This is a genomic window from Streptomyces sp. NPDC057682 (genome assembly GCF_042799575.1).
Lineage (GTDB): Bacteria > Actinomycetota > Actinomycetes > Streptomycetales > Streptomycetaceae > Streptomyces.
Genome location: NZ_JBHVIN010000006.1, coordinates 51,197 through 70,801 on the forward strand (window position 1 = coordinate 51,197; position 19,605 = coordinate 70,801).

The window sequence follows — 19,605 nt, forward strand, 5'->3', positions numbered from 1 at the left end:
TCAGTTGACGGCCTTCATCGCGGCGACGAACTGCTCGGGCGTGGACTTGCCGGCGAACAGCTTGCTGATCTCGGTGAGCAGCGGGGTGGCGATCTTCGACTCCAGGGCCTGGTCCCAGGAGAGCGTGAAGTCGGGCGCCTTCTGGACCATCGTGTACTGGTCGTTGGCGAACTGCGGGTTCGGCGAGGTGTTCAGCATCGACGCGGCGTTGGACGTGGTGGGGACGTCTCCGTTGTCGACGAGCGCCTTGCTGTAGGACTCGGCGGCCATGGCCTTCAGGAAGGCGATGGCGGCGTCCTTGTGCTTGGTGCGGGCGTTGACGGACCAGTAGTTGGTGGGGTTGCCGACCACGTTCGCCGGGTTGCCGACGCCTCCGGCGACCGTCGGGAAGGCGGTCCAGCCGAGGTCCTTCTCGGCGAACTTCGGCGCCTTGCCGAGCTGCGTCGAGTACTCCCACGAACCCATCAGGTGCATGGCGGCCTTGCCCTTGTTGAGCAGGGTGGGGGCACCGCCGTTGCCGTAGTCGACGGAGTTGAAGTTCTTGCCGAAGGCGCCGTCGTCGACGAGCTGCTCGACCGTCTGCGCCGTCTTGAGCACGGCCGGGTCGCCCCACGCCGAGCTGTCGCCGTTCTGGATCTTCCGGAAGACGTCGGGGCCGCCGATCCGGTCGAGGAGGTACTCCATCCACATCAGCTCGGGCCACTTGTCGGAGCCGCCGAGGGCGAACGGCGTGATGCCCTTGGCCTTGAAGGCGGTGATGGCCTTCTGCAGGTCCTCCCAGGTCTTGGGGACCTGGACGTTGTTCTCGGCGAAGAGGGTCTTGTTGTAGAAGAGCATCACGGGCTGCATGCCGCGCATCGGGATGCCGTAGGTCTTCCCGTCGAGACCGCCGGCGGCGACGATGGACGGGAGGAATCCGTTCTTGAGCGTGGCGTCGTTCTTGATCGTGGACGTGAGGTCGACCAGCTGGTTCGCGTCGACGTACGGCTTGATGGAGCCGCCGCCCCAGTTGAAGAAGATGTCGGGCGCGCTCGGGGAGCCCATGGCGCTGCGGAGCTTGTTGACGTACTCGGTGCCGGGGACGGAGACGAGCTTGACCTTGACGTCGGAGGTCTTGTTGAACTCCTTCACCGCCGCCTGCTGAACCTTGACGGCGTCGTCGCCGTAGACGTACGCGGTGAGGGTGCCGCCGCCTCCGCTCCCGCCGTCGGAGCCGCAGCCCGCGAGGAGACCGGCCATGACCATGGCGGCACCGGCCGCGGTCCATCTCGCCGTACGTGAACCATGAGTGAAAATGCCCGACCGCATGACCGCACCTCTGTCGAATGTTTCGGTACCACTTCCGAATGTTGCCGGAACCGTACGGTCGCGTTTCGGGCGCGTCAAGAGGGTGGGAGCAGGCAATTGGCCGGACCGCACCGGGACGTTGCCCCGGCGCCGAGGGAAGCTACGATCCCTTCATGAGCCCCGCAAACGTCCAGTCACATCAGGAGAACGCGCCGGCCGGCGATGCGTCGGAAGGCACTGCCACCCTGGCGGAAATCGCCCGAGCGGCCGGAGTCTCGGCTCCGACAGTTTCGAAGGTGCTGAACGGGCGCGCGGATGTCGCCCCGGGCACACGCACCAAGGTGGAGGAGCTGCTCCTGCGCCACGGCTACCGCCGCAGACGCGGCTCCGCCACCCAGTCGCAACTGATCGACCTGGTCTTCCACGAGCTGGACAGCGCGTGGGCCATGGAGGTCGTGCGCGGGGTGGAGAACGTCGCGCGCGAGGAGGGCCTGAGCCTGGTGCTCTCGGAGAGCGCCGGCCGGCTCACCCCCGGCCAGACCTGGGTGGACGGGGTGCTGGCCCGCCGCCCCGTCGGGGTGATCCTGGTGCTCTCGGACCTCACGGCCGCCCAGCGCGCCCAGCTGACCAGCCGCTCCATCCCGTACGCGGTGGTGGACCCGGCCGGCGACCCCGGCGACGACGTCCCCTCGGTCGGGACGACGAACTGGCAGGGCGGGCTCGCCGCCACCCGCCATCTCACCGGCCTGGGCCACCGCCGCATCGGCGTGATCAGCGGGCCCTCGCGCATGATGTGCAGCCGGGCCCGGGTGGACGGCTACCGCGCGGCGATGGAGACCGCGGGACTGCCGATCGACCCCGAGCTGTTCCGCGAGGGCGAGTTCCAGCACGAGGCGGGGTACACGGCGGGGCTGGAGCTGCTGCGCCTGCCCGACCGGCCGACGGCGGTCTTCGCGGGCAACGACCTCCAGGCACTCGGGGTGTACGAGGCCGCCCGCGAGCTGGGCCTGCGCATCCCCGAGGACCTGAGTGTCGTCGGCTTCGACGACCTCCCACTCACCCGCTGGATCGGCCCGCCGCTCACCACGGTGCGCCAGCCGCTGATCGAGATGGCCGAGACGGCGGCCCGTCTGGTCCTCGACCTGGGCAGGGGCAGGCAGCCGGCGACGACCCGCGTCGACCTGGCCACCAATCTGGTGACCCGCAGCAGCACGGCCGCCCCCGGGGGCCGGTCGTGAGCGCGTCGAAGTCCCCGGTCCTGCGGACCGGCCGGCTGCTCCTGGAGCCGTACGTCCCCGCCGACGAGGAGGATTTCGTCGCGCTGTTCCGGGATCCCCGGGTGGGGCGCCGGCTGGGCGACGGCCGGTCCACGGAGGCCGAGGACCGGGCCCTCTTCGCCCGCATCTTCTCCAAGGTCTACGCGCTCGACCTGTTCGGCGTCTGGATCGTGCGCCACGAAGGGCGCGCCGTCGGCCACGCGGAGATCAAACCGTCCCCCGAGCCGGAGGTGGACGGCCACGAGATCGTCTACGCCCTGACGCCCTCGGTCTGGGGCAAGGGGCTGGGGACGGAGATCGCCGAGGCCCTGGTCGCCCACGGTTTCACCGCGCTGGGCCTGTCCGAGGTCCACGCCACGGTGGCCGCGGACAACGCGGCCTCCCTCGCCCTGCTGGACCGCATCGGTTTCCGGCACGTGGACGACCTCGCCGAGGAGGACGGATCCACGACGCGGCTGCTCACCCGGGCCGCCGGGGCCCCGCGCTCCTGAGAGCGGGGCCCGTGCGGTCGGTCGCCGGGCGGACGACGGGAGCGGTCGGACAGGCCCTGGGGGCGCGGACCGAGGAAGGCGCGGTGCCCGGTGCCGTCCTGCGGGGCGTTGTCAGTGCCGGGGTGCAGACTGGCCCGTATCCGGCACAACGGCGTTTCGGGAGGTTCGGTCATGACAAGTGTTCTGCTCGCCGTCGGCACCCGCAAGGGGCTCTTCATCGGCCGCAGGCGCGGTGGCACGTGGGAGTTCGACGGTCCGCATTTCAACGCCCAGGCGATCTACTCGATCGGCATCGACACCCGCGGGGACGTCCCCCGGCTGCTGGTGGGCGGCGACAGCGCGCACTGGGGCCCGTCCGTGTTCCACTCCGACGACCTGGGCGCGAGCTGGGTCGAGCCGCAGAAACCGGCGGTGAAGTTCCCGGAGTTCACCGGGACCTCCCTGGAGCGGGTCTGGCAGTTGCATCCGGCGGGCCCGGAGGCGCCCGACGTGGTGTACGCGGGCACGGAGCCGGCCGCGCTGTTCCGGTCCGCGGACCGGGGCGAGTCCTTCGAGCTGGTGCGGCCGCTCTGGGAGCATCCGACGCGTGACCGGTGGGTGCCCGGCGGGGGCGGCGAGGGGCTGCACACGGTCCTGACGGACGAGCGGGACCCGCGCGCGGTGACGGTCGCCGTCTCGACGGCCGGGGTGTTCCGGACCGCCGACGGCGGTGAGAGCTGGGAGCCCGCCAACAAGGGGGTCTCGGCGGTGTTCCTGCCCGATCCGGACCCCGAGTTCGGCCAGTGCGTGCACAAGGTGAGCCGGGACGCGGTCGACCCCGACCGGCTCTATCTCCAGAACCACTGGGGCGTGTTCCGCAGCGACGACGCCGGGAGCCACTGGACGGACATCGGCGCGGGACTGCCCTCCGACTTCGGCTTCGCCGTCGCCGCGCACCCGCACCGGGCGAACACGGCCTACCTCTTCCCGATCAACGCCGACGCCGACCGGGTCCCGGCCGAGCACCGCTGCCGGGTCTTCCGGACGACCGACGCCGGTGAGAGCTGGGAGCCGCTGTCGAACGGCCTGCCCGAGGGAGCCCACTACGGCACGGTGCTGCGCGACGCCCTCTGCACGGACGACGCGGATCCGGCCGGGATCTACTTCGGCAACCGCAACGGCGAGGTGTACGCGAGTGCGGACGACGGGGACACCTGGCACCAGCTCGCCTCGCATCTGCCCGATGTGCTGTGCGTCCGGGCGGCGGCCGTGGAGGGCTGAGCCGGGGAGCGGCCCGGGACCCTGCCCCGGGCCGGCCGACGGGGCTCGTGAGTCAGGGCAGGCGCCAGTCCACGGGCTGCGCGCCCTGCCGTTCCAGCAGCTCGTTGGCCCGGCTGAAGGGACGCGACCCGAAGAAGCCCCGGTCGGCCGACCTCGGCGAGGGGTGGGCCGACTCGATCGCCGGGTAGTCGCCCAGCGACGGCCGCAGGTTCTGGGCGTCGCGGCCCCAGAGGATGGAGACCAGCGGGGTGCCACGGGCAACGAGCGCACGGATGGCCTGCTCGGTGACCGCCTCCCAGCCCTTCCCTCGGTGGGCGCCCGCGCGACGGGGCGCGGTCGTCAGCGCCCTGTTCAGCAGCAGCACGCCCTGGCGCGTCCATGGCGTCAGATCGCCGTTGGACGGACGGGGCAGCCCGAGGTCGGTGTGGAGTTCGCGGAAGATGTTCTCCAGGCTGTCCGGGATCCGGCGGACCTCGGGGGCGACCGCGAAGCTCAGTCCGATCGCCATGCCCGGAGTGGGGTAGGGATCCTGACCGACGATCAGCACGCGTACGTCGTCGAACGGCTGCTGGAAAGCGCGCAGGACGTTGGCTCCGGAGGGCAGGTAGGTGCGGCCCGCCGCGACCTCCGCGCGCAGGAAGTTGCCCATCTCGGCGACGCGTCCCGCCACGGGCTCCAGCGCCTTGGCCCAGCCGGGCTCCACCACTTCGTTCAAAGGTCGTGCTGTCACGGTGATCACCCTACCGGCGTAACGGGCGTCCGCCACCCGCCGGTCCCGGTCCGCCGGCCCCGGAGCGCAACGCCCCGGCCGGTGCCGCCGGTTCGCTCCGCCGGAGGGGGATAGGCTGCCGCCGTCATCGCACCGTTCCACCGCCGACGGGAGCCGCTCCATGGAGTCGTACGGTCACCGGCCCGGGGAGTTCGTCCTCGGCGTCGACTCCGGCGGGTCCGGGCTGCGCGTGGCCCTGGGCACCGCGGACGGAGAGACACCCCTGGCCACGGCGGACTGCGCCGAGCCGGTGCGGACCGGTCCCGGGGGCATCGACGCCGCCCATCTCCTGGAGCAGCTGCTGCCCACGGCACGCCGGCTGCTGGAGGCCCACGGCGGCGAGCGGATCGCCACCGCGGCGATCGGGGCGGCCGGCATGGCCACGCTCGGCGATCGCCTCCGCGCCGAACTTCCGGCCGCACTGGGAGAGGCGCTGGGCGTACGCCGGCTGGCGCTGGCCGCGGACGCGGTCACCGGATACGCCGGAGCGGTCGGCGAGCGGCCCGGCGCGGTCGTGGCGGCCGGCACCGGGCTCATCGCGCTCGGCACGGATCTGACGCGCTGGCGGCGGGCGGACGGCTGGGGGCACCTGCTCGGAGACAGCGGGGGCGGCGCGTGGATCGGCCGGGCCGGGCTCGACGCGGCGATGCGCGCGTACGACGGACGGCGCGGCGGCTCCCCCGCCCTGCTGGCGCGGCTGGAGACGGTGTTCGGCCCGGCGGCGGAACTGCCGGGTCTGCTCTATCCGCGCACCGACCGCCCCAGGGTCCTGGCCTCGTTCGCCCCCGAGGTGGCCGGCTGCGCGGCGGACGATCCGGTCGCGGCGGCGATCCTCCGCGAGGCGGCGGTCCATATCGCCGAGGCTGCCGCGGCGGTGTGCCCGGGGGCCGCAGCCGACGGAACGGGGTGCGAAGTGGCCCTCACCGGAGGGCTGTTCCGCATCGGGGAGCCGCTGCTCGCCCCGCTGCGCGAGGAACTGGCCCGCCTGGTGCCGCACGCACGCGCGGTCCCCGGTTCGGGTGATCCGCTGGCGGGCGCCTCGCTCCTCGCGCGGGCGCTGGCCTCCGGCGGTCCGCGCCTGCCGGAGCATCCCACGCTGCTGCGGGTCACCACGTGCACCGGGGAACCCGTTCCCTCAGGGGGCTGACAGAGCAGGGCAGTCGAGCGGTAAGGCACTGATCGGACAAAGCCGGACAGACAACGCTCGACCGGGCCCTACCCGAGCAGCGGGCCACCCAAAACCAGTAGCATGCGGCGCCATGAGCACCCCCACTGGGCCCGCTTCCGGCCTGCCCGTACGAATGCCGCGACCTCGCCAGTCCGGACGGCACCGCCGCCCGGAGCCCGTGGTCGCACCCGAGGGCGCCGCCGCGCTCGTTCTCGCCGTGCCCGGCACCCCCTCCCCGGCCAGCCGCGGTCTGGCCGAAGAAGTCATCAGCATCGCCCGTTCCGAGCTTCCCGGCCTGAACGCCCTGATCGGTTACGTCGAGGGCGACGACACCGAGTACCCGGCCCTCTCCTCCGCCCTGGCGCACGCCGCCGCCGAGCGCACCGCGCGCTACGAGCAGGCGCTGGCCGTGGGCCGCGAGGTCGCCGAGCCCGAGGGCCCGGCCGCCGTCGTGGTGCCGCTGCTCGCGGGGCCGGACAGCGCGCTGGTACAGCGGATACGCGACGCGATCGAGGACAGCAAGGCCCCGGCCGAGCTGACCGATGTGCTCGGCCCGCACCCGCTGCTCGCCGAGGCCCTGCACGTGCGGCTCTCCGAGGCCGGGCTCGCCCGTGCCGACCGGGCGCGGCTGTTCACGGTGGCCACGGCCGCCGACGGCATCGTGCTCGCCACGGTGGGCGGCGAGGAGGCCGTGCAGGCGGCGGGGATCACCGGCATGCTGCTGGCCGCGCGGCTCGCCGTGCCGGTGATGGCCGCCGCGCTGGACGTGGAGGGCTCCGTCGCCGCGATCGCCGAGCAGCTGCGGGGTTCCGGTTCGCTGCAGCTGGCCGTGGCGCCCTACCTGGTCGGCCCCGAGGTCCCCGAAGGGCTGCTGGACGCGGCGGCGAAGGAGGCCGACTGCGCGAGCGCCGAGCCGCTGGGCGCCTACCCGGCGATCGGCAAGCTGGTGCTGTCGATGTACATGAGCACGCTGGGTATCGCTCCCGCCGTGGCTCAGGGGGCCCAGACCCTCTGAACCGCACCGCCGGAACGCGGCGGCCGGGGGCGCACGCACGTCCGTGACGGGCGGGTGCGCGGGGTGGACCTCACCCCGCGCACCCGCCCGTCACGCGTGGGAAGCACCGTGCCCCGGCCCGTCGGAGGACGGACCGGGGCGCGACGGACGGCCGGGTCAGGCGAACACCACGCACGAGGCCGCCGGGACCTGGAGCGAGCCGGCCGGGGCCGGGATGCCGGTCTCCGCGTCGATGGCGAACCAGCTGACGTCGCCGGACCGCTCGTTGGCGGCGTACAGCCGGGTTCCGCTGGGGTCGAGGGCCAGGTCGCGCGGCCAGTGGCCGCCGCAGCCCACCGTCGTGACAAGGGCGGCACGGTCGCCGGATTCGTCCAGCGTCAGCACGGAGATGCTGTCGTGGCCGCGGTTGGCCACCCACAGGAACCGGCCGTCGTGGGCCACGACGACCTCGGACGGGTAGCTCGCCCCGCCGTCCGTCGCACCGGCGGGCAGGACGGGCGTCTCGGCGACGACGTCGAGGGTTCCGGCCGAGGCGTCCCAGCGGCAGACCGTCACCGTGGGTTCCAGCTCGTTGAGGACATAGGCGTGGGTGCCCGCCGGGTGGAAGGCGAGGTGGCGCGGTCCGGTGCCCGGCCGCAGCGCCGTCTCCGTGTGCGGCCGCAGCTCCCCGGTCTCCGCGTCGAGCGCGCAGACGCGCACCGAATCGGTGCCGAGGTCGACGCTGAGGATCCAGCGGCCGGTGGGGTCGGGCAGCACCTGGTGGGCGTGGGGGGCCTCCTGGCGCTCCGTGACCGGTCCGCCGCCCTCGTGGGCGTACACGCAGGTGGCCGCGGAGAGCGAGCCGTCGGCCAGCACCGGCAGCACGCTGACGCTGCCCGCGCCGTAGTTCGCGGTGAGGACGTGGCCGGCGGTGCGGGCGAGATGGGTGGGACCGTCGCCGCCGACCGGCCGGAGCTCACCGAGGAGGGCCGGTACGTCCCCGGTGATGTCGAGCGCGGCGGCGGCCCCCTTCTCCGTCTCGCTGACCGCGTAGAGGAGCGTGCCGGCCGGGCCGTCGCCGAGCGCGAGGTACGAGGGGTCGGGGACGGCGTCCGTCGTGCCGAGGACGGTGAGCGCCCCGGTCCCGCCGTCCACGGCGGCGACGGTGATACCCCGCCCGCCCGCCGAGGTGAACGACCCGATGAAGGCCCGGCCGGGCCCGTTGCTGTTCTCCACCGCGCTGCCTCTCTCCGCCGACGGATCGCGCGGCCGCGACCGCGTGATCTTCCGCCGCGACCGTAGCAGTGCCACAGCTGCGGTCTAGACCAAGGGTACGATTCGCCGTCGCGCCGCCTCCCGGTCCGCCGCTCCGGGGCTCAGGCGCCCGCGGCGATCCGGTGCGGCCGGCGCAGAGGGACGGCCAGCTCGGCCAGGGCGCGTTCCAGCGCGTGCAGGTGGGCGAGCACCGGTTCGGCACCGGCCGGTTCCCCGGCCGCCACGGGGCCGGGGCGGGGCTCGCGCGGGCCGGCGGGCACGTCCGTGAGCGCCTCGACGGCGGCCTCCACCCGCCAGCAGGCGGCGGCCAGCCGGACGTCGTGCGAGGCGTCGGGGTCGGCGGCGACAGCGGCCAGGCCGCGCACCTCGCGGGCGCAGTCGTCCAGCAGGGCCAGCACGTGCCGGGCGCGCCGCCTGCGGGCGCGCAACGGGTTGAGGGGATGCACCAGCGGGGCGAGGGACAGCCGTACCCGGCCGAGGATCGCCTCCAGTTCGGCGACGCGGCGGTGCGGGTCGGCGGCCTCGCTCCCCGCGAGGCGGGCGGCCGCCTCGGCGGTGCAGGTGTGCACACAGCGCAGCGCCCGTTCCACCCACGCCTCGGTCACCGAGTGCGTGGTCACGGGCAGCACGAACAGCACGGCGAGGACGGCGCCGAGCGCCCCGGCCGCCGTCTCGGTCACCCGGAGCACCAGCAGCCCGGCGTCGAGGACGCCGAGGAGCCCGTACAGCATGCTCGCCATCACGGTGACGGCCAGCATCATCCAGGTGTACGAGACGGCGGCGGTGTAGAAGATCCCGAAGACGCTGAGCGCCACGACCACCGCGGCGGCGACCGGTTCGTGGTGCAGGGGCACGGCCACGGCGAAGCCCAGGCCGATCCCGAGCACCGTGCCGAGGAAGCGCCGGAACCCGCGGACGACGGTCTCGCCCCGTGAGGTGGTGGCCACGAACACCCACCAGGTGGCGCCCACCGCCCAGTACCAGCGCTGGTCGGAGAGCAGGTGGCCGACGGCGAGCGCGAAGCCGGCCCCGGTCACGGCCTGCACGGCCTGGCGCGTGGTGATCCGGCCGAGTCCCGTCGCACCGGCGGGCGGGGCGACGGCCACGGGCGCCGCGATCCGGCGCTCGTAGCACCACACCCCGAAGCGCACCGCGGAGGCGGTGGCGAGCGAGAGCAGGACGGCGGCGAAGTGCTCGGGCAGCCGGCCTGGCACGGTGTGCAGGAACTGGGCGGAGAAGTAGGCCATGAAGCCGAAGACGCCGAGCGCGTGGCCGCGGGGGCCCCAGCGGCGCGCGTACACCCCCGCCCCGACGACGGCGAGGAACGCCAGGTCGCGCGCGACGGGGAGATCGTGCAGCAGGGCGGCGAGGGACAGCACCGGGAGGCCGACGAGGGGCAGGAGCGCGGTGGTGACCACCTGGCCGCGCACGGTCGGGTCCGTCACCGTGAACAGGGCGAGCAGCGCGGCCAGACCGCCGGCGACGGCGGCCTCCAGGGAGTGTCCGGCGAGTCCGCACACCGTCACCGCGAGTCCGATGCCGAGGACGGCGCGGAGCGCGAAGCGCAGCCGCAGCCGTCCCGGGTCCCGGGCCACGAACGCTCTCCTCAGCACTGACGCTCCCCGCCTCCGTCCGCCGGTGGTCCGTACCGGCATGAAAAAGGCGCCGCGGAATCCGCAGCGCCATCGACCGGTACATCACAGCATCCTGAACCCCATTGGCTCAAATCGGCCTCACTGTACTGAGCCAATGGCACATCCCGCGAACACTGCGCGGACCGCCGGTCGACCAACGGACCAGCGGGCGGTCCGGGGGGCGCACCCGCTGGTCCGCAGGAGTCCGGCGAACTCCTGGTCCTCGGCGCGGGTCGGGAGGGCGGCCCGTCCACCGGGGCCGCCCGGATGCCGTTGGTACAGTCGCTGCCCCGATCGAAGCACGAGGAGAGGCCGACGGACCATGGCGGTGGACGCGCTCGACACCAGGATCCTCAGGCTGCTCATCGAGCAGCCCGAGACGAGCGTGCGCGAGTACGCGCGGATCCTGTCCATCGCCCGGGGCACCCTCCAGGCCCGGATCGACCGGCTCGAACGCGACGGGGTGATCACGGGCAGCGGCCCCTTCCTCTCCCCCGCCGCGCTCGGCCACCCCGTCCTCGCCTTCGTCCACCTGGAGGTGACCCAGGGGCATCTGGACGACGTCGGCGAGGCCCTGGCCGCCGTTCCCGAGATCGTCGAGGCGTTCTCGACCACGGGCGGCGGTGATCTGCTGACCCGGGTGGTGGCCCGCGACAACGGGCACCTGGAGGACGTGATCCAGCGGCTGATCCAGCTGCCCGGCGTGGTCAGGACCCGCACCGAGGTCGCCCTGCGCGAGCGGGTGCCGCACCGGCTGCTTCCCCTGGTGGAGGCCGTCGGCAGAACGGCCGCGTCCGCCCGCACCTGACCCCCTCTGCGATCATCGGGGCATGAACGCACCGCGCACGGCGCCCCTTTCGGTCCTCTTCGACCTGGACGGCACGCTGGTGGACAGCGAACCGAACGCCTACGAGTCCGTCCGGATGACCCTCGAACGCCACGGCGTCCCGGACTTCACCTGGGAGCAGAACGCCCGCTTCATCGGCATCAGCAACCCCGAGGCGCTGGCCGTGCTGCGCGCCGAGTACGGCATCGACGCCTCGGTGGCGGAGCTGCTGAGGACGCAGGACGCCCTGTACCTGGAGCTGGCGGGCCGGTCGACCGAGGTGTTCCCGGGCATGCGGGAGTTCGTCGGGCTGCTGCACGGCCGGGGCGTCCCCATGGCGGTGGCCTCCGGCTCCTCCCTCGCGGGGATCGAGGCCGTACTCGCGAGCACCGGTCTCGGCGCCTTCCTCACCACCCATGTCTCCGCCGACGAGGTGGAGCGCGGGAAGCCGGAACCGGACGTCTTCCTGGAGGCCGCCCGGCGGCTGGGCGCGGCGCCCGCCGACTGCGTGGTCGTGGAGGACGCCGTGCCCGGCGCCCGTGCCGCCCGCGCGGCGGGGATGCGCTGCATCGCGGTCCCGTCCGTGCCGGGGAGCGCCGCGGACCCGGTCTTCGGGGCGGCTGAGCTGCTCTTCCCCGGCGGGCAGGAGGAGTTCAGCGCGCGGGCCGCGTATGCGTGGCTGTTCCCCGGGGCCGGGGCGGTGCCGGTCTCCTGAGCCGGCCCGGTCCGCCGGACGGGCCCCGGTCCTGCCGGTCCGTCACCGCGCGAACCGGCCGGGCGGGGTGGCGGCCGGTCGTGGGCGCACCGGTACGCCGGATATCCTGATCTTGCCGCGTGCCCCGCCCCGTACGCCGTCCTCGGCGAGGCCGCCGACGCGGCGGCCGCAGGGGCCATCGGCCGGAGCCGGCCGGGATTCGCGAGCGACACGAGATGGGTGTGCAAGGTGCTGGTTGCTGGTCGGTACCGCCTGATATCCGCCATCGGCCGTGGCGGCATGGGCGAGGTCTGGCGCGCCACGGACGAGGTGCTCGGCCGGGCCGTCGCCGTGAAGCTGCTGCTCGGCGAGCACGCCGACGCGTCGGCGACCGCGCGCTTCCGGCTGGAGGCGCAGACCGCCGCCCGGCTGAGCCATCCGCATCTGGTGGCCGTGTTCGACTTCGGATCCTGGGAGAACCGTCTCTTCCTGGTCATGGAGCTGGTCGAGGGCCGGAGCCTGTCCGATCTGCTGCGGGCGCAGGAGCGGCTGGGACCGGAACAGGCCGCCGCGATCGCCGGACAGGCGGCCGCCGGGCTGGCCGCGGCCCACCGCCAGGGCATCGTCCACCGGGACATCAAACCGGGCAATCTCCTCCTGGACGCCGAAGGGACCGTGAAGATCGCGGACTTCGGCATCGCCCAGTTCGTCGACGACCCCTCGGCCGCCCTCACCACGACGGGGCACGTGGTCGGCACCAGCCTCTACCTCGCGCCGGAACGGGCCCTCGGCAGAACGGCCGGCGCCGCCTCGGACATGTACGCGCTCGGCTGTGTGGTCTACCAACTGCTGCTCGGGCAGCCGCCGTTCCGCGCGGCCACACCGACGGCGACGCTGTACCAGCACGTGGACACCCCGCCGCTGCCGCTGCGGGAGCAGGGGGTCGACGTACCGGCCGCCTTCGACGCGTACCTGCTGGGGCTGCTGGCCAAGCAGCCGGAGGACCGGCCGGGCGCCCAGCAGGTCGCCGACTGGTTCCAGAGCGGGGCCTGGCGGGGCATGCCGGAGCCGCTGCCCGCGCCCCTTCCCTCGCACACCCCGCACGCACCGCACACCCCGCACGCACCGGCCGCCTTCCCCGGCACCACGCCGAGCGGGCCGGGCGGTACGGGCGGTACGGATCCGGGGGTTCCGACGACGTACCGGCTCCCGCAGGCACCCGGTCACGGCGGGCGGGCGGCGGGACGCTCCCGGAGCAAGCCGCGCCGCACCACCCGTGAGGCGATCCGGCGGCGGCCCCGGGTGGCGAGCGCCATCGCGGGTGCCATCGCGTTCCTCGCCGCCGTCTACCTGGGGATGAGCCTGTTCTCGCCCGACTCCAGCTCGGCCACCACCCCGCAGGAGACCGGCTCGCCGGGTGCGCCGGTCTCTCCCGGCGGCCGCTGACGCCGCCGCCGGAAGCGCCCTACCAGCGGTCGTGCACCGACGCGCGGATCCTGCGGTCGTACAGCTCCCGCACCGCGTCGAGCGTCCGCTGCGGCAGCGGCTCACCCGTCGCCGCGCCCGCGTTGGACCGGGCCTGCGCCACCGAGCGGGCGCCGGGGATCACGCTGGTGACGCCGGGCTGTTGGATGATCCAGCGCAGGGCGGTCTGCGCCGGGGTGAGCCCCTCGGACGCGAGAGCGGCGAACTCGGCCGCGGCGGCCACCCCGGTCGCGTAGTCCACCCCCGAGAAGGTCTCGCCCTGGTCGAAGGCCTCGCCGTGGCGGTTGTACGTACGGTGGTCGTCGGGCGCGAAGACGGTGTCCGCGGTGTACTTCCCGGACAGCAGGCCGGAGGCGAGCGGCACCCGGGCGATGATGCCCGCGCCGGCGGCTCGGGCGGCCGGCAGGACCTCGTCCAGCGGCTTGAGCCGGAACGGGTTGAGGATGATCTGCACGCTGGCGACACCCGGCCGGGCCAGGGCCGTCAGCGCCTCGGCACAGGTCTCGACGCTCACCCCGTACGCGGCGATCCGCTTCTCGGCGACGAGCGTGTCCAGGGCGTCGTAGACCTCGTCCGAGGAGTACACCGGCGTGGGCGGGCAGTGCAGCTGGACCAGGTCGAGGGTGTCGACCCCGAGATTGGCGCGCGAGCGGTCGTTCCAGGCGCGGAAGTTGTCGAGGGTGTAGTTCTCCGGCAGCTGGTCGGCGCGGCGGCCCATCTTGGTCGCCACGAAGACGTCCGCGTCGGGACGGCGCGCGAGGTACCGGCCGATCAGCCGCTCGCTGCGGCCGTCCCCGTACACGTCCGCAGTGTCGAAGAAGGTGACGCCGCCCTCGACGGCGGCGTCGAGCACCCCGAAGGCGTCCTCCTCGGCGACCTCCCCCCAGTCACCGCCGAGCTGCCAGGTGCCCTGTCCGACGACCGAGACGCTCCGCCCGGTCCTGCCCAGTTCGCGCTGTTCCATGGGGATCATGCTACGTCCGCGGGCCGGCCCCTTCCGGGACGCGCGGGGAGCGGTGGCCGGGGCAGGCGGCGGGGTGCCGTCCGGAGCGACTTGACCAGACTTGCCAAGTCCCTTGCGCGGAGCCGTAGTTCGTTGACGCGGTCATGGCGACGTGTGAGTGTTCGGTCGCCCGATCACGGACACCCTGGTGCGACCGGCCCCGCCGGCCGTTCAGGCGGGTGCGTCTGCGCAGGCCACTGCCCGTGACCGAGGTCCCCACGAAACGAGGAGCCTCGATGAGACACAGACCGTTGACGGCCGGGACGACCCTGGCCGTCCTCGCCGCAATGCTGGTTGCCACCGGCGGCCAGACCGCTTCCGCGGAACCGTCGCCCCCCGCGCCGAGCCCCGCCCCCACCGCCCTGGCGAAGGCCGTGTCCGCCGCCGACCGCGCGGCCGTCAGCGGCACCGACGCCCTGGCCAAGGGTCCCCAGGAACGGTACGAGCGGCGCATGGTGACCCCGTGGATCAACGGGCTGTACTCCGTCGCCTACGAGCGCACCTACCGCGGGCTGCCCGTCGTCGGCGGCGACGCGGTCGTGGTGGCCGACTCCAAGGGACGCGTCCGCGGCTCCCAGTCCGCGGTCTCGCGGCGCATCAACGTGCCCACCACCGCCACGGTCACGGCCAAGGCCGCCGAGGCCACCTCCCGCAAGCAACTGCGCCGGGTGGACAAGGTCGAGAGCCACCGGCTGGTCGTCAGGGCGGGCGGCAAGAACTCCAGGCTGGCCTGGGAGACCGTGCTCCGGGGCCGGACCGCCAAGGCCCCGAGCCGGCTCCACGTCTTCGTGGACGCGGGCACCGGCAAGGTCCTCGACAGCTACGACGACGTGCGGGCGGGCACCGGCAACAGCCAGTGGAACGGGCCCTCCCCGCTCTCCATCAGCACCACCGCCTCCGGCGGCAGCTACTCGCTGCGCGACCCGAACCGCCCCGGCCTCAGCTGCGCCGACTACAGCACCGGGAGCGTCTTCACCAAGTCGACCGACTCCTGGGGCACCGGCAGCGCCTCCAGCAAGGAGACCGGCTGCGTCGACGTGATGTGGGCCGCCCAGCACGAGTGGGACATGCTCCGTGACTGGCTGGGCCGCAACGGCCACGACGGCAACGGCCGCAGCTGGCCCGTCAAGGTCGGCCTCAACGACGTGAACGCGTACTGGGACGGCTCCACGGTCTCCATCGGCCACAACCAGGCCAACCAGTGGATCGCGGCCATGGACGTCGTGGGCCACGAGTTCGGCCACGGCATCGACCAGTACACCCCCGGCGGCGCCAACAACGAGTCCGGTCTCGGCGAGGCCACCGGTGACATCATGGGCGCGCTCACCGAGGCGTACACCAATGAGCCGGCCCCGTACGACGACCCGGACTACACCGTCGGCGAGAAGATCAACCTCGTCGGCAACGGGCCGATCCGGATCATGTACAACCCCGGCCAGATCGGCGACCCGAACTGCTACAGCTCCTCGATCCCCAACACCGAGGAGCACGCGGCGGCCGGTCCCCTCAACCACTGGTTCTATCTGCTGGCCGAGGGCTCGAACCCGGGCGGCGGCAAGCCCACCAGCCCGACCTGCAACAACTCGACCGTCACCGGTGTGGGCATCCAGAGCGCCGGCAAGGTGTTCTACGGCGGCATGCTGCTCAAGACCAGCGGCATGACGTACAAGCGCTACCGCACCGCGACGCTGACCGCCGCCCGGAACCTCGACACCAGCTGTGTGCTGTTCGACCGGACGAAGGCGGCCTGGGACGCGGTGAGCGTTCCCGCGCAGAGCGGTGACCCGACCTGCGTCCGCAGCGGCGACGACTTCTCGCTGGCACTCGATCCGGCCTCCGGCTCGGTGAAGCCCGGCAACTCGGTGACCTCGACGGTCCGTACGACCGTGACCGTGGGCAGCCCGCAGACGGTGAGCCTGTCGGCGAGCGGCCAGCCGAGCGGGGTCAGTGTCTCCTTCAGCCCCGCCTCCGTGCAGTCCGGCGGGACCTCGGCGATGACCGTGACGACCACGTCGGCGGCCGTTCCGGGCACGTACACGCTGACGGTGAAGGGGGCCGCGGGCACCCAGAGCCACACCGCCCAGTACGTCCTGACCGTCGACAACGGCGGCGGCACGGGCACCACGCCGCCGGACATCAGCGTGACCAACGTGCAGGCGCATCTGACGCAGCTCAACACCATCGCCTCGCAGAACGGCGGCAACCGCCGGGCCGGCAGCGCCGGTTACTCGGCCTCGCTCGCCTATGTGAAGGGCAAGCTCCAGGCGGCCGGCTACACCGTCAGCGAGCAGACCTGCACCAGCTGCACCTACCAGGGCAACAACCTCATCGCCGACTGGCCGGGCGGCCCGTCCGACAAGACCGTGATGTTCGGCGCCCACCTCGACGGCGTCTCCGCGGGGCCGGGGATCAACGACAACGGCTCCGGTTCCGCGACCCTGCTGGAGAACGCCCTCGCGCTCGCCCAGCAGAACCCCACCATGACCAAGCATGTGCGTTTCGCCTGGTGGAACGGTGAGGAGCAGGGGCTCCAGGGCTCCCAGTACTACGTGAGCCAGCTGAGCTCCGCCCAGCGGGCCGCGATCACCGCGTACTACAACTTCGACATGGTCGCCTCGACCAACGCCGGCTACTTCATCAACAACGTCAACTCCACGGCCTCCGCGCCGATGAAGGAGTACTGGACCTCGCTCGGCCTCGCGCCCGAGGAGAACGTCGAGGGCCAGGGCCGCTCGGACGACTACTCGTTCCAGCAGGGCGGCATCGCCACCTCCGGTTACGCGACCGGCGCCAGCGCCACCAAGACCTCCGCACAGGCGGCCAAGTGGGGCGGGACCGCGGGCCGCGCCTACGACCCCTGCTACCACTCCTCCTGCGACACCACGAGCAACATCAACGCGACCGCGCTCGACCGCAGCGCCGACGGGGTCGCCTACACACTGTGGAAGACGGCGGTCGGCTCCACCACCGGCAACGACTTCTCGCTGTCGGTGAACCCGGTCTCCGGCACCGTCCAGCCGGGCGGCACCGTCACGGCCACCGTGTCCACGGCCACGGTCGGGGGCTCCGCGCAGACCGTGCAGCTCAGCGCCTCCGGCGCACCGAGCGGCGTCACCGTCTCCTTCTCCCCGTCCTCGGTCCCGTCGGGCTCCTCGTCCACGATGACGGTCACCGCCGGCGCGCAGGCCGCGGCCGGGACGTACACCCTCACCGTGACCGGGACCGGCTCCGTCAGCCACGCCACCACGTACTCCCTGGTCATCGGTGGCGGCGGCAGCTGCCAGGCCCGGCAGGTCGTCGCCAACGGCGGCTTCGAGAACGGGACGACGCCCTGGACGCAGAGCTCCGGCGTCATCAACAACCGGACCTCGGAGCGGCCCGCGCACAGCGGGTCGTACCAGGCCTGGCTCGGCGGCTGGGGCAGCACGCACAGCGACTCACTCGGGCAGTCGCTGACCGTGCCGACGGGCTGCTCGACCTACCGGCTGTCGTTCTATCTGAGCACCGACACGGACGAGGCGGCGGACGGCGTCGCCTACGACACGTTCACCGTCAAGCTCGGTTCCCGCACGCTGGCCACGTACTCGAACACGGACGCCGGCAACGGCTACGTCCAGAAGACGTTCGACGTCAGCTCCGCGGCGGGGCAGACGGTCACCCTGGGCTTCACCAGCCAGGAGGACGCCTATCTGCAGACCAGCTTCGTCGTGGACGACGTGGCACTCGACGTGAGCTGACCGGCACCACCGCGTGAATACGGGCGGGGCGTGATCCACACGTCCCGCCCTCCGGCGTTCTCAGCGGACGGCCGCCGCGAGTCTTCGAACGAAGTCGTCGCCGTCCGGGCGGGCGCCGGAACGGGCGGCCAGCCGGGCGTGGAGCCCGCGCAGCTCCTGTCCGAGCAGGGTCGACGGATTGATCTCGGCGGTGTCCAGGACCGGGCCCGCCACGGCCTGGGCCGCCGAGAGGTCACCGGCGCAGGCGTGCGCGTCGGCCATCCGCGCCAGGAACAGCATCCGCGCCGAGTGCAGCCCCGGCGGCAGCAGGCCGAGCGCCGCGCCGGTCGCGTCGACGGCCCGCAGCGCGTAGCGGCGGTCGCCGGTGGCGGCGGCCAGATCCCGCAGGGCGCCCGCCGCGCCGGACTCCACCCGCAGCCGTACGGAGGCGACGGAGAGCCAGGGCGCCTCCGCCTCGTCCCGTTCGCCGATCCGGTCCAGGCGGCTGCGGGCACGGTCGATATGACGCAGGGTCCGGGAGGCGTCGCCGCGCACCGCGTGGCCGCGCGCCTGGTACAGATCGCTCATGGCCGCGGCCCAGGGGCGGCCCGCCGCCGCCTGTCCGATCGCCCCGCCGTAGGCCAGGGCCGACGGACCGTCGCCCTCCAGCCGGGCCAGGGTGCTCATATCGCTGAGCGCCGCGACCTGCGTCCCGACGTGTCCGGACACGGCGGCCCAGAGGAGGGAGCGGTCGAGCCAGGCCATCGCGGTGCCGTTGCGGCCCCACAGCAGGCGCAGACAGCCGGCCGACTGGGCGTACTCGGCGGCCAGCGGGGCGAGGAGCCGCTGGTAGGGCGCCGCGGGGAGGGCCATCCAGCGGAGCATGGCGTGCAGGGTGCGCTCGACGACGGCCGTCGCCCCGGGCCAGGCACGTTCCTCGTCGGCGCGCAGACAGACCGCGAGCAGGGCGGTGAGCGCGTGCACGGTGTCGTCGTCCAGGGCGGGGTGCGACCGGGTGTCGGGGCCGAGCGCGCAGAACGCGGCGTGCAGGGCGCTCACGTCGGCGAGGGCGGGGACCGTGCAGCCGGCCCGGCCGTGGGTGGGGCAGACCAGTCCGTACGCGGGCAGCGCGGTGGGCGGCACGGCTCCGGGCGGGAGCGTCGCGAGCAGCGTTCCGCCCGCGGGCTCGCCGGGCAGTGGGCCGCGGCGGACGACCTGGACGTCCCCGGCGCGTTCCTGCGCGTCGGCCGCCTCGCAGGCGGAGAGCAGATCACCCTCGGCGCCCAGCAGTTCGTCGAGCCGACGGGCGAGCGGCAGCGGGGTGCGCCGGCTGCCGTGTTCGAGTTTGCTGATGGCGGTGTGGTCGTAGCCGACCCGGGCGCCCACCTGGGCCTGGGTGAACCCGGCCCGGCGGCGCCACTGGCGTAACCGCGCCCCGAACGCCCGCCATACCTCCGCGGTACGGGCGTCCGCCGGAACAGTGCCCATGCCCTCGGTCACCTGGAACCTCGTCGCACCAGGTCAGGGGCGCCACGCGTACCACGCTCACGGCTCATGCCCCGGAGGATAGCGAGCGGTCGCCCCCGCTGTCCCGGGGGTGTCCGCAAGATGTCCGGTAACAGGCGCGGCGGTGTCCCGCTCGACGCGGGCCCGGCCCTTCGCCGGTTCACCGGAAACGGATCCGTTGCGGTGGCAACGACCCGTTCGCCGCTCTTCACTCCTCGTG

15 protein-coding genes are annotated in these 19,605 nt (G+C 73.4%); 9 read left to right on the forward strand and 6 right to left on the reverse strand.

All coding sequences use genetic code 11. The features are described from left to right. Nucleotides 1–1,245: an extracellular solute-binding protein gene (locus ACFVDM_RS12370; RefSeq protein ID WP_383637997.1), complete on the reverse strand. Its 1,245-nt coding sequence runs from the start codon at nucleotides 1,243–1,245 to the stop codon at nucleotides 1–3. Between the two features lie 215 nt (nucleotides 1,246–1,460). On the opposite strand from ACFVDM_RS12370, the gene ACFVDM_RS12375 reads away from it, so the two are divergent. From ACFVDM_RS12375 to ACFVDM_RS12385, 3 genes are all read left to right on the forward strand, one after another. Further along, nucleotides 1,461–2,525, forward strand: coding sequence for a LacI family DNA-binding transcriptional regulator (locus tag ACFVDM_RS12375; RefSeq protein WP_383636961.1), 1,065 nt, complete (start codon nucleotides 1,461–1,463; stop codon nucleotides 2,523–2,525). Continuing rightward, nucleotides 2,522–3,055 (forward strand): GNAT family N-acetyltransferase, encoded by a 534-nt coding sequence (locus tag ACFVDM_RS12380; RefSeq protein ID WP_383636964.1) that lies wholly within the window; start codon nucleotides 2,522–2,524, stop codon nucleotides 3,053–3,055. The genes ACFVDM_RS12375 and ACFVDM_RS12380 overlap by 4 nt, the downstream gene beginning before the upstream one ends. Before the next feature lie 171 nt (nucleotides 3,056–3,226). Then, nucleotides 3,227–4,315: a WD40/YVTN/BNR-like repeat-containing protein gene (locus ACFVDM_RS12385; protein WP_383636967.1), complete on the forward strand. Its 1,089-nt coding sequence runs from the start codon at nucleotides 3,227–3,229 to the stop codon at nucleotides 4,313–4,315. A gap of 52 nt (nucleotides 4,316–4,367) precedes the next feature. On the opposite strand, the gene ACFVDM_RS12390 is transcribed toward ACFVDM_RS12385, so the two are convergent. After that, the gene (locus tag ACFVDM_RS12390; RefSeq protein ID WP_383636970.1) at nucleotides 4,368–5,045 is read right to left on the reverse strand and encodes a uracil-DNA glycosylase; all 678 of its coding nucleotides are present in this window, start codon (nucleotides 5,043–5,045) and stop codon (nucleotides 4,368–4,370) included. A gap of 160 nt (nucleotides 5,046–5,205) precedes the next feature. Here ACFVDM_RS12390 and ACFVDM_RS12395 point away from each other — a divergent pair, with 160 nt between their 5' ends. Next, nucleotides 5,206–6,231, forward strand: coding sequence for an N-acetylglucosamine kinase (locus tag ACFVDM_RS12395; protein ID WP_383636973.1), 1,026 nt, complete (start codon nucleotides 5,206–5,208; stop codon nucleotides 6,229–6,231). Between the two features lie 112 nt (nucleotides 6,232–6,343). After that, nucleotides 6,344–7,267 carry a sirohydrochlorin chelatase gene (locus ACFVDM_RS12400; protein ID WP_383636976.1) on the forward strand — a complete coding sequence of 308 codons (924 nt, stop codon included), beginning with the start codon at nucleotides 6,344–6,346 and terminating at the stop codon, nucleotides 7,265–7,267. A 156-nt stretch (nucleotides 7,268–7,423) separates the two neighbouring features. Here the strand turns inward: ACFVDM_RS12400 and ACFVDM_RS12405 are convergent, their stop codons facing one another. Together ACFVDM_RS12405 and ACFVDM_RS12410 are read right to left on the reverse strand one after the other, a co-directional pair. Then, nucleotides 7,424–8,482: a lactonase family protein gene (locus tag ACFVDM_RS12405; protein WP_383636979.1), complete on the reverse strand. Its 1,059-nt coding sequence runs from the start codon at nucleotides 8,480–8,482 to the stop codon at nucleotides 7,424–7,426. Between the two features lie 140 nt (nucleotides 8,483–8,622). Then, complete coding sequence (locus tag ACFVDM_RS12410) at nucleotides 8,623–10,176, reverse strand: FUSC family protein (protein WP_383636982.1); 1,554 nt, start codon at nucleotides 10,174–10,176, stop codon at nucleotides 8,623–8,625. Nucleotides 10,177–10,477: 301 nt separating this feature from the next. Here ACFVDM_RS12410 and ACFVDM_RS12415 point away from each other — a divergent pair, with 301 nt between their 5' ends. From ACFVDM_RS12415 to ACFVDM_RS12425, 3 genes are all read left to right on the forward strand, one after another. Continuing rightward, a complete protein-coding gene (locus ACFVDM_RS12415) occupies nucleotides 10,478–10,963 on the forward strand; it encodes an Lrp/AsnC family transcriptional regulator (RefSeq protein ID WP_383636985.1) in 486 nt (161 codons plus the stop codon). Between the two features lie 22 nt (nucleotides 10,964–10,985). Further along, nucleotides 10,986–11,696 (forward strand): HAD family hydrolase, encoded by a 711-nt coding sequence (locus ACFVDM_RS12420; protein ID WP_383636988.1) that lies wholly within the window; start codon nucleotides 10,986–10,988, stop codon nucleotides 11,694–11,696. Between the two features lie 279 nt (nucleotides 11,697–11,975). After that, complete coding sequence (locus ACFVDM_RS12425; protein WP_383638000.1) at nucleotides 11,976–13,121, forward strand: protein kinase; 1,146 nt, start codon at nucleotides 11,976–11,978, stop codon at nucleotides 13,119–13,121. A 19-nt stretch (nucleotides 13,122–13,140) separates the two neighbouring features. On the opposite strand, the gene ACFVDM_RS12430 is transcribed toward ACFVDM_RS12425, so the two are convergent. Beyond that, nucleotides 13,141–14,133, reverse strand: a complete 993-nt coding sequence (locus tag ACFVDM_RS12430) for an aldo/keto reductase (protein WP_383636990.1) — start codon at nucleotides 14,131–14,133, stop codon at nucleotides 13,141–13,143. A 266-nt stretch (nucleotides 14,134–14,399) separates the two neighbouring features. Between ACFVDM_RS12430 and ACFVDM_RS12435 the strand changes: the two genes are divergently transcribed. Beyond that, nucleotides 14,400–17,900, forward strand: a complete 3,501-nt coding sequence (locus ACFVDM_RS12435) for a M28 family peptidase (RefSeq protein ID WP_383636993.1) — start codon at nucleotides 14,400–14,402, stop codon at nucleotides 17,898–17,900. Nucleotides 17,901–17,960: 60 nt separating this feature from the next. Here ACFVDM_RS12435 and ACFVDM_RS12440 read toward each other — a convergent pair whose 3' ends face one another. Beyond that, the gene (locus ACFVDM_RS12440) at nucleotides 17,961–19,367 is read right to left on the reverse strand and encodes a helix-turn-helix domain-containing protein (RefSeq protein ID WP_383636995.1); all 1,407 of its coding nucleotides are present in this window, start codon (nucleotides 19,365–19,367) and stop codon (nucleotides 17,961–17,963) included. Between the last annotated feature and the right edge of the window lie 238 nt (nucleotides 19,368–19,605).

Excerpts from the sequence above, each read along its gene's own strand:
- ACFVDM_RS12370 (WP_383637997.1), bottom strand. The coding sequence starts at position 1,245 with ATGGTCATGGCCGGTCTCCTCGCGGGCTGCGGCTCCGACGGCGGGAGC.
- ACFVDM_RS12375 (WP_383636961.1), top strand. The coding sequence starts at position 1,461 with ATGAGCCCCGCAAACGTCCAGTCACATCAGGAGAACGCGCCGGCCGGC.
- ACFVDM_RS12385 (WP_383636967.1), top strand. The coding sequence starts at position 3,227 with ATGACAAGTGTTCTGCTCGCCGTCGGCACCCGCAAGGGGCTCTTCATC.
- ACFVDM_RS12395 (WP_383636973.1), top strand. The coding sequence starts at position 5,206 with ATGGAGTCGTACGGTCACCGGCCCGGGGAGTTCGTCCTCGGCGTCGAC.
- ACFVDM_RS12400 (WP_383636976.1), top strand. The coding sequence starts at position 6,344 with ATGAGCACCCCCACTGGGCCCGCTTCCGGCCTGCCCGTACGAATGCCG.
- ACFVDM_RS12410 (WP_383636982.1), bottom strand. The coding sequence starts at position 10,176 with ATGCCGGTACGGACCACCGGCGGACGGAGGCGGGGAGCGTCAGTGCTG.
- ACFVDM_RS12415 (WP_383636985.1), top strand. The coding sequence starts at position 10,478 with ATGGCGGTGGACGCGCTCGACACCAGGATCCTCAGGCTGCTCATCGAG.
- ACFVDM_RS12420 (WP_383636988.1), top strand. The coding sequence starts at position 10,986 with ATGAACGCACCGCGCACGGCGCCCCTTTCGGTCCTCTTCGACCTGGAC.
- ACFVDM_RS12425 (WP_383638000.1), top strand. The coding sequence starts at position 11,976 with ATGGGCGAGGTCTGGCGCGCCACGGACGAGGTGCTCGGCCGGGCCGTC.
- ACFVDM_RS12430 (WP_383636990.1), bottom strand. The coding sequence starts at position 14,133 with ATGATCCCCATGGAACAGCGCGAACTGGGCAGGACCGGGCGGAGCGTC.
- ACFVDM_RS12435 (WP_383636993.1), top strand. The coding sequence starts at position 14,400 with ATGAGACACAGACCGTTGACGGCCGGGACGACCCTGGCCGTCCTCGCC.
- ACFVDM_RS12440 (WP_383636995.1), bottom strand. The coding sequence starts at position 19,367 with ATGGGCACTGTTCCGGCGGACGCCCGTACCGCGGAGGTATGGCGGGCG.